Source organism: Microvirga sp. P4_G7 (genome assembly GCF_056401005.1).
The window spans coordinates 1-4,846 of sequence record NZ_JBFUKD010000256.1; the positions used below are offsets into that span (position 1 = coordinate 1).

Consider the following 4,846-nt stretch of genomic DNA (forward strand, 5'->3'; position numbering starts at 1 on the left):
GGAGTCCGATCAGCCAGGATTGCCCGCTTTGAAGACCGTCGCGTACGGCAGATTTAGCAACGTCGATCTTGGCTGAAATCTCGGTCGCGTTTCGCGCCTGAAGAGCAACGAAATCTTGTTCCAGCGTGGACAATTCACGCACAAGCTCTTCGCGCAAACCCCGTTGGTCATCGACCATGATCAGAGGCGAGGAGAGCATGCCGCGCAACGCCGCCCATCTCAGGCCGAGAGCGCTGACGGATTGCGTCCCGTCGAGGCCTGAAGGGTTTTTCGAGTCAGCCACGGCTTTTCCTTTCACATGAGGAGAATCAGCCGCCCAACTAAGGTCATCCTTGTGGCGTGAATCAGGCAACGAGGTCATGCGGAATGCTGTCCTGTGCAAACTACAGTTCGAGGGCCAATTGCGAGTCTTGTCTCGCGCGGGCCTCGTGCGCGAGAAGCCAGCGTTTGCGCTCGATGCCTCCGCCATAGCCGGTGAGCGTTCCATTCGCGCCGATGACCCGATGACAAGGTACGACGATGCTGATCGGGTTTGCGCCGTTCGCCAAGCCAACTGCACGAACAGCAGCGGGGTTGTCGATGCGACAGGCAAGCTCCGAATAGGATATCGTTTCTCCGCACGGAATTTTCCGAAGCTCGGCCCAGACCGTGCGCTGAAACTGAGTGCCGCCTGTCGCCACCGGCAGGTCGTCGATGATCGACAGATCGCCGTTGATATAGGCCTCCATCGCACTCGTCAGATTCGCGGGATTTTTTTTGGGTTCGAGAAGAAATCCGTTTCGTCCGTAATGCGTCTGCAGCTGACGCATCAAACGGTCTTCTCTGTCCATGAAATGAATGGTTCGCAAATTCCCATCGCGATCGGCGATAATGATGAGTTCGCCGACAGGCGTCTCGATGCGATCCATCATCAAACGAAGTGGCTCAACCATGTCTAACCTCGCGTGTATCGGTCCTGAAGGCAGGATCGGCGGCCCAAAGATGCTGTGCGGCATAAGCACGCCATGGCCGCCACGGTTCGGCGCGTTGCAAGAGCTCAGCGACCGAAGGTCGAATTCCGTCTTCGTCCGCGGCCCCGCGAAGCAACCCGATATCGCTCGCCGGAAACGCATCGGTTTCCCGCAGAGCGCGAAGCGCAATGTAATGTGCGGTCCAATCGCCGATGCCGCGGATATCTCGGAGCTTCGCAACTGCATCCTCGATCGTGCCGAAAGAGCGAAATAGATCGCGATCGGCAATCGCAGCAGCCGCGAGCGCCCTGAGCGTGTCCCGGCGAGCATTGGGCATTCCGAGCGCGCTGAGATCGGCGTCGACGATATCGTGCGGCGTCGGAAAGGCTCTGGACAATGCTGCTGTGCTGGTGGGTACGGTAGCGCCACATAGGGTGACGAGCTTTCCTGCCAGCTGACGCGCTGCGGCGACGGTGACCTGCTGACCCAATATGGCACGCACGGCAAGTTCGAAGCCGTCCCAGCCGCCTGGCGCTCGCAGACCGGGTCGCTCGGCGACCAGCCGTGCGAGAAAGGGATCCTGGGACAGATGCGCGGCGATGGTCTCGATATCGGCGCCGACGTCGAAGACCCTCCTGACCCGGGCGAGGATAGCCGGAAAGGCCTTCACGCAGGGGAAATGGAGCGTCACGACGAGATTGTTCCGCGCCGGCTCGTGGCGAACCTCGACAGTACCCAGCATGCTTTCGTGCGCGACCGTCCGGCGATACGTGTCGTCTGACACATCCTCGACGCCAGCGATGGCGCGCGTTCGCAAGAAATCGATGATGGCTGGCCAATCGTATGGGGCACGATAACGGATACGTACCGTCACGCCGGCATCTGTCGTCGAAGCAAGGTCGGGCAACGACCTTCGACGGAGCGCGCTCGGCGCGCGTCGGTAGAGTTCGTAGAACACCTCGTTGAAGCGCCGCAAACTGCCGAAGCCGGCGGCCAACGCAATCTCGGCCATCGGCATCCTTGTTTCCTGGATCAGCTGTTTCGCGAAAAGAACCCTTCGCGTCTGCGCGACAGCGACCGGTGAAGCACCGAGATGCTGGTCGAACAGCCGCCGCAACTGTCGTTCACCAAGGCCAAGCCGCTCAGCGAGCGCATCAACGCTCGCGCCCGCCCCATCGAGGGCGCCGTCTCCGATCAGCGCTAGCGCACGCGACACCGTATTGGAGGTTCCGCGCCAAGACGCGACGTCCGGCGCCGTTTCCGGACGGCAGCGCAGGCAGGGGCGGAAGCCAGCCTCCTGCGCCGCTGCCGCAGACGCAAAAAACTTGCAGTTCTCGAACTTTGCCGTCCGGGCGGGGCAGACCGGACGACAATAGATCCCCGTCGAAGTGACGCCGACGAAGAGGCGGCCGTCAAATCGTTGATCCCGCGTTTGCAGGGCGCGGTAGCAAGCTTCGCGATTGAGAATGTCCATGACCGCTCGAATACCATGCCAAGGATGCCCGTGCTCGCGGTTTTCGGACATGATCATTTTCGTCGCTATTTGATACAAATCGGCATGACGCTAGATCAACCGAAAGCCGTGGGCTCGCGGGAATGACTGGAAAATTATATTTTATTTCAATACGATAGAGTTATTTGAAGTCGATTTCTTCCCTAGCGTAAGAAACGCATTGACGATTTTTGTATCCTGGATACGCTGGCCTCGTTCAAGGAGCGAGATGTCTTGCCGACCTTCGCATGGCGCAGCCAGACCCGTCTGCTCGATGAAGTCGCCGACGCCCTGCGTGAGCGAATCTATTCCGGAAGCTACGCCCCGGGAGACATTCTTCGGCAGGAGCAGATCGCGGCGGAATTGGGCATCAGCCGTACGCCATTGCGCGAGGCGCTGCGCGTTCTCGAGCGCGACGGTCTTCTGACCCATCAGGCCGGACGCGGTGTTCGGGTCGCATCTGTCGATCGCGCACGCCTTTTGGACGCTTACGCTCTGCGCGAGGTCATCGACGGCGTTGCTGCGCGATTTGCGGCCGAGCGCGCCGATGCAGGGACCATCGGGCAGCTTCGAGACTTCGTCGTTCGCCAAGCCGCTGTGATCGATCCCTGGGATCCGAGGATCTATACGCAATCTAACGTGGATTTTCATCTCGCAGTCATGGATGCGGCGCGCAACGAGGCATTGCAGGCCCATATTCCGCTCCTGCGGATGACGTCACAGGTCTTTACGCCTGCGTTCTCCCTGTCCATCGAACGGGCGCGATGCGCCATCGAAGAACACCGCGAGATCGTCGAAGCGATCGCGGCAAGAGATGGAGAGAAAGCGGAGACATTGTCGCGGGCACACATCAGGGACACGATGATTCGCCTTCAAAGCGACAAGCCTGCAGCGGAGTCGCATTCATGAATAAGGACGTGACCAAAGTGCCGAACAGTTCTGTCGCGGCAGAGTCAATTCCTCGCCACGGCCATTTCATCGACGGCGTGTGGGGCGATGCGGATGAAGGCAACGTCCTCACGCTGACTAATCCTTCGGACGGGAGCGCTCTTGCCGAGATAGCACGCGGGACGGCTGGCGATATCGACCGTGCCGTCAAAGCCGCGCGCCGCGCGCTGAACGGTGCTTGGGGGCACATGACCGCGACTGAACGGGGGAGGGTGCTTCAGAGAATGGGAGAGGCCGTCCTTCACAACATCGACCTCCTCGCGAATCTCGAAGCTCAAGATGTCGGCAAGCCATTGCAGCAGGCGCGTGCGGATGTGGTCGCGCTCGCGCGATATCTCGAGTTCTACGGGGGCGCCGCGGATAAAGTGCATGGTGACACGCTTCCCTATCAAGCCGGCTTTACCGTCATGACGCTCTACGAGCCGCACGGTGTCACGGGACATATCATCCCGTGGAACTATCCGATGCAGATCATTGGGCGAAGTCTCGGCGCCGCGCTCGCAATGGGAAATGCCGCAGTCGTCAAGCCGGCCGAGGAAGCGTGTTTGACGATATTGGCATTCGCGCGGATCGCGGCTGCGGCCGGCCTGCCAGCGGGCACGTTAAATGTCGTTACCGGGCTCGGTGCGGAGGCTGGAGCCGCGCTGTCCGCTCATCCTGACGTGAATCACATTTCCTTCACCGGCTCGCTGCCGACCGGCGCGTTGGTCCAGATGGCGGCAGCGAAAAACGCCGTTCCCGTGACGCTCGAACTCGGTGGCAAGTCGCCCCAAATCGTGTTCGCCGATGCAGATCTCGATCGTGCATTGCCGTTTCTCGTGAATGCCGGCATCCAGAATGCCGGGCAGACATGTTCTGCGTCTTCGCGCATCCTGGTGGAGCGTACGATCTACGAGGAAGTCATCTCGCGCATGGCGGAGCGCTATCGTGCGCTGCGAGTTGGCCCCGCCCTTTCCGACTATCAGGTCGGCCCCCTCGTCTCGTCGCGGCAGAAAGATATCGTCGAAAGTTACATCGCACTCGCGGCGGAACCGGGTTTACGTGTTGCTGCGCAAGGCGAGATCGCGCCTGACGCGCCCTCAACGGGCGCATATGTCAAACCCACGCTGATCCGCGATGTGCCCTCCGATCATCGGTTGGCCCATGAAGAAATCTTTGGGCCTGTCCAGGTCGTGATGCCGTTCGACACGGAAGACGACGCAATTGCGCTCGCAAACGGAACACCGTTCGGTTTGGTGTGCGGAGTATGGACGCGCGATGGCGCGCGGCAGTTTCGGCTCGCCCGCGCGATCGAGTCAGGACAGGTTTTCATCAATAACTACGGCGCAGGAGGTGGTGTGGAACTTCCCTTCGGTGGCGTCAAGCGATCCGGGCATGGACGTGAAAAGGGCTTTGAGGCGCTTTACGGGTTTGCAACGTTGAAAACGATTTCGGTTTACCATGGATAGGTCGGTCG

5 protein-coding genes are annotated in these 4,846 nt (G+C 60.3%); 2 read left to right on the top strand and 3 right to left on the bottom strand.

The features are described from left to right. From AC1DT3_RS12220 to AC1DT3_RS12230, 3 genes are all read right to left on the bottom strand, one after another. Window positions 1-283 (bottom strand): hypothetical protein (locus AC1DT3_RS12220; protein WP_477465522.1); only part of this gene is annotated, 283 nt, incomplete at its 3' end. 100 nt (window positions 284-383) lie between these two features. After that, window positions 384-932: a methylated-DNA--[protein]-cysteine S-methyltransferase gene (gene ogt, locus AC1DT3_RS12225; RefSeq protein WP_477465523.1), complete on the bottom strand. Its 549-nt coding sequence runs from the start codon at window positions 930-932 to the stop codon at window positions 384-386. Then, complete coding sequence (locus AC1DT3_RS12230; protein ID WP_477465524.1) at window positions 925-2,475, bottom strand: DNA-3-methyladenine glycosylase 2 family protein; 1,551 nt, start codon at window positions 2,473-2,475, stop codon at window positions 925-927. Before AC1DT3_RS12230 ends, ogt begins: the two co-directional genes overlap by 8 nt. A gap of 201 nt (window positions 2,476-2,676) precedes the next feature. Here AC1DT3_RS12230 and AC1DT3_RS12235 point away from each other — a divergent pair, with 201 nt between their 5' ends. Next, window positions 2,677-3,351, top strand: coding sequence for a GntR family transcriptional regulator (locus AC1DT3_RS12235; protein ID WP_477465525.1), 675 nt, complete (start codon window positions 2,677-2,679; stop codon window positions 3,349-3,351). Beyond that, window positions 3,348-4,838: an aldehyde dehydrogenase family protein gene (locus tag AC1DT3_RS12240; protein WP_477465526.1), complete on the top strand. Its 1,491-nt coding sequence runs from the start codon at window positions 3,348-3,350 to the stop codon at window positions 4,836-4,838. Before AC1DT3_RS12235 ends, AC1DT3_RS12240 begins: the two co-directional genes overlap by 4 nt. The last annotated feature ends 8 nt before the right edge of the window (window positions 4,839-4,846 follow it).